Raw genomic sequence first — 3,379 nt, forward strand, 5'->3', positions numbered from 1 at the left:
GACAGCAGCGGCGCGATGACTTGTGACTGCATCGGCAGCGGCGCGTTCTCGTACCAGTCCCAGAAGCTGAGCAGTCCCTCGGAATCGGTGAGCAGCTTGGTGTAGCGGCGACGGAAACCACGGTCCTGCAGCAGCCGCGGGATGTGCGTCAATGTCGGGTCGGGTCGCCGGAACAGGGTCAGGCACGCCACCCGGAGGATGTCGTCCATGCGTGGGCCCCAGTGGGAGGCGAAGATCTTGCTGAAGATCGACACGACGTTGTCGACCAGCAGATCCGGATCCCCGCCCGACAGCGGGTTGAGGGTGACGCCAGGTGGCTGGTCGGGATCCAGCAGCACGAGCCGTTTGGCGTCACGCAGGCGGATCCGCTCGAGCACATCCGCGACGAGGTCGCCCTTGGGGTCGATCACCACAACGCCGCGGCGGGCATGGATGTCCTCGAGAATCATGTTCAGCAGCAGCGTCGACTTGCCCGACCCGGTCGAGCCCAGGATGTGCACGTGCTGACGGGCGTCGACGACGGGCAGCGCCACGGAGTGCCCGCCGACCTCGGCGCGGCCGAGCACCTTGGCGTCCCGGCCCCCGGCAGGGACCGCGATCGGTGCGGGCATCGACCGGGCGCGGGCCCGGTCCAGGCCCGGCACCGCGAGGTCCTGCGGAAGTGCGGCGAGAGTGGCCAGCTCGGCGGCCGAGAGCAGGAATCCGCGGCGCAGCACCCGGCCCGCCAGGACCGGGCCGGGACGCCGGACGCGGATGCGGCGCAGGCGATTGCGGCCCGTCCAGGCGCCGAACGCCGAGGCGATGCCGTGAGCAAGAGTGATCAGCCGCGCTCGTAGGTTTTCCGGGTCGACCTGCCGGGGATTGGTGTGGGCGACGCCGTAGCGCACGGCGACCTCCCACTGCCCGGCGGCGAGCTTGTCCACGCCGGCGCGGCCATCGCGGTCCCGCTGCGGATCACTGCTCGCGACCGGCATCGCTCGGGAGGCCGGCGGTGTGCGGCGCGCCGGCCCGAGAACCTCGGCCGTCAGGTTCAGCGCTCCCCGCAGCCACGTGGCCGGATCGGCGAGCTCGTTCGAAGCGCGTCCGGTCCGCAGCGCCTGCACGCCCGCCTGCAGGCGGCGGATATGCCGGCGGGTGGCCGGCCGGAGGAGGATCTGCACGCACGCGGACTCCGGATGGTGCAGCCCGGCGGCGGCGGCGATCAGCATGCGCAGCGGATCGGTGTGGTGGTCGGTCGACAGCGGATACCAGGCTGGGAGTGCCGGAGCGAGCGCACCGCCGACCTCGACTGCGTCCAGCGGCAGCGGCGGGTCGGCGTCGGTGACCGTGCAGGTCGCGCCCGGCCAGGCGCCGGCCACGGCGGCGCGCACGGGCCCGATCGGCACCGTCGCCGGGACCCACAAGGCGATCGTGAACTCCCGGCCGGCCCACCGGTACTCCAGCCCGACGTGCGACCGGCCCTCCCGCAGTCGACGGCGCGGCGCCACCTGCAGGATCTCGGCCAGGTCGGCCCAGAACGCTGAGGCACCGGCGGGATCGACCTCGGGTGGGGGATGGATCGTGAGCAGCTGCGCGTGTCGGGCCATGCGGTGATGCAGGTTGCGCTGTCGCAGCAGGGAGGCGAGGAACGCGGCAGCAGCCAGCGCCGCGGCGATCGCGGCCAGCCACGGACGGGCCGCGCACCAGCTAGAAGCGGTGGTCAGCGCATCCAGCAGCCACTGCGAGGGGCCGGGTAATGGCGGATCGGCCGGCGGAGACGCTGATGCGGAGGCGAACAGGACGAGGGCGAACATGGGCGCTCCTTCCGAAGAGCGCGAGGGCCCGCGGACCGCGGCGAGGGGGGGTCGGCGGGCCTTCGAAGATCGGAGCTCGGGGAGGCCGGAATTCGGGAGGCCGGAGCCCCGGGCGAGATCGGATCCGGAGAGATGTGGCCAGCAGCGACCTGTGCCGGCTGGGGCCGGGAAATGCGTGGCGCCGGGCTGGATGGCGTCGGCAGCGTGGATCGTCTGCGGGGCGTTGGCGATCGTGTCGCTGCTGGGACTGGCGCTGACTGCGGTGTTCGGCTGATCTACCTACGGCGCCGTCCGTAGCTAGAAACGCGGATCCGGGCCACGCTCGCTGAGGTGCATGAGCGCGTGGAGCGGGGCGGCCGGTCCTGACCGGCGATCCACGCGAGCGCCCGAGCGGCTCGTCGCGTCACCCGACAGCGCCGTGTTCTCTGACGGCCCGGCGGGTTCCCGCTACGGGGCGGGCTGCTGCTGCCGTGTGGGTTACTCGTCGTCGTCGTCGAGTTCGAGGTCGCCGATGCAGAGCCGGTGTTCGCGTGGGGACGCGACGACGTCGAAGGCCACGCGGTGGGTGCCGGAGAGCAGGAGACCTTCGCCGCGGCGGGCACTGAGCAACTGGCGGGCTTCCCCGGTGGTGAGGCCGAAGACGTCGGTGACGACGTCGATGACTTGGGGTGCTTGGCGCAGCAGGATTTGGGTGGCGGCGTTGGCGATGACGATCTGTCCGAGGTCGGAGCCGAGCAGGTCGCCGACGTCCTGGGTGATGACGGCCAACCCGGCTTTGCGTTTGCGGGCGGACTTGGCGAGCTTGGACAGGAAGCGGGCGCCTTCTCCTTCGCGGAGCAGCGTCCAGGCTTCGTCGACGACGACCAGCCGCCGGGGCGTGTGGGAGGGCCGGGTGTTGGGGGTATCAACGTCGCGCCAGATCGCATCCAGCGCCAGCAGCATGCCGGCGGCGCGGAGTTCGTCGGGCAGCTGGCGGGTGGACCAGCACACCAGTTGCCCGGCCGGGACGGTGGTGGTGGGGCCGTCGAACAGTTCCCGGAACGATCCGGTGACCCACGGCGCGAGCCGGGCGGCGAGGGTGGCCGCGGCGTCGGTGCCTTGAGCGGTCAGCGCGTCGGTGAGGTCGCGCAGCAGCGGCGCGGGGCGCCGCCAGGTGGCCGGGTCGTTGGTGATCCCGGCGGCGTTGTAGGCGGCGTTGATGGCGCTGTCCAGCGCGGCCCGTTCGGAGGGCGGCGGCTGGTGACCGAGGAGCACCGCCACGAGCGTGTGGAGGAACAGCCCCCGGTAGGTGCGGGCCTGCGGCCGCCGGTCGGCGGGGGGAATGTCGAGGGGATTGAGCCGTACGCCGCCGGAGCCGAGGGCGAGGGTGACGCCGCCGACGGCCTCGACCAGGCGGATGTATTCGTTGTCCGGGTCGATGATCGAGACGTGGACGTCGTCGGCGAGCGACCGGAGGATCTTGAGTTTGACGAGGTAGCTTTTGCCGGCGCCGCTGCGCGCGAGGATGACGCTGTTGGCGTTGTGTTGGTCCCAGTCATCCCACCAGGCGATGCCGTTGGAGTCGGGGTTGAGGCCGTAGAGCACGC

2 protein-coding genes are annotated in these 3,379 nt (G+C 71.9%); both read right to left on the minus strand.

The window, feature by feature from the left end; translation table 11 throughout:
* A partial coding sequence (locus tag ABEB28_RS39440) for a helicase HerA domain-containing protein (RefSeq protein WP_345733425.1) occupies window positions 1-1,793 on the minus strand: 1,793 nt, incomplete at its 3' end.
* A gap of 477 nt (window positions 1,794-2,270) precedes the next feature.
* Window positions 2,271-3,379 (minus strand): VirB4 family type IV secretion system protein (locus ABEB28_RS39445; RefSeq protein WP_345733426.1); only part of this gene is annotated, 1,109 nt, incomplete at its 5' end.

Origin of the sequence: Cryptosporangium minutisporangium, assembly GCF_039536245.1 — a bacterium.
Classification (GTDB): Bacteria; Actinomycetota; Actinomycetes; order Mycobacteriales; family Cryptosporangiaceae; genus Cryptosporangium; species Cryptosporangium minutisporangium.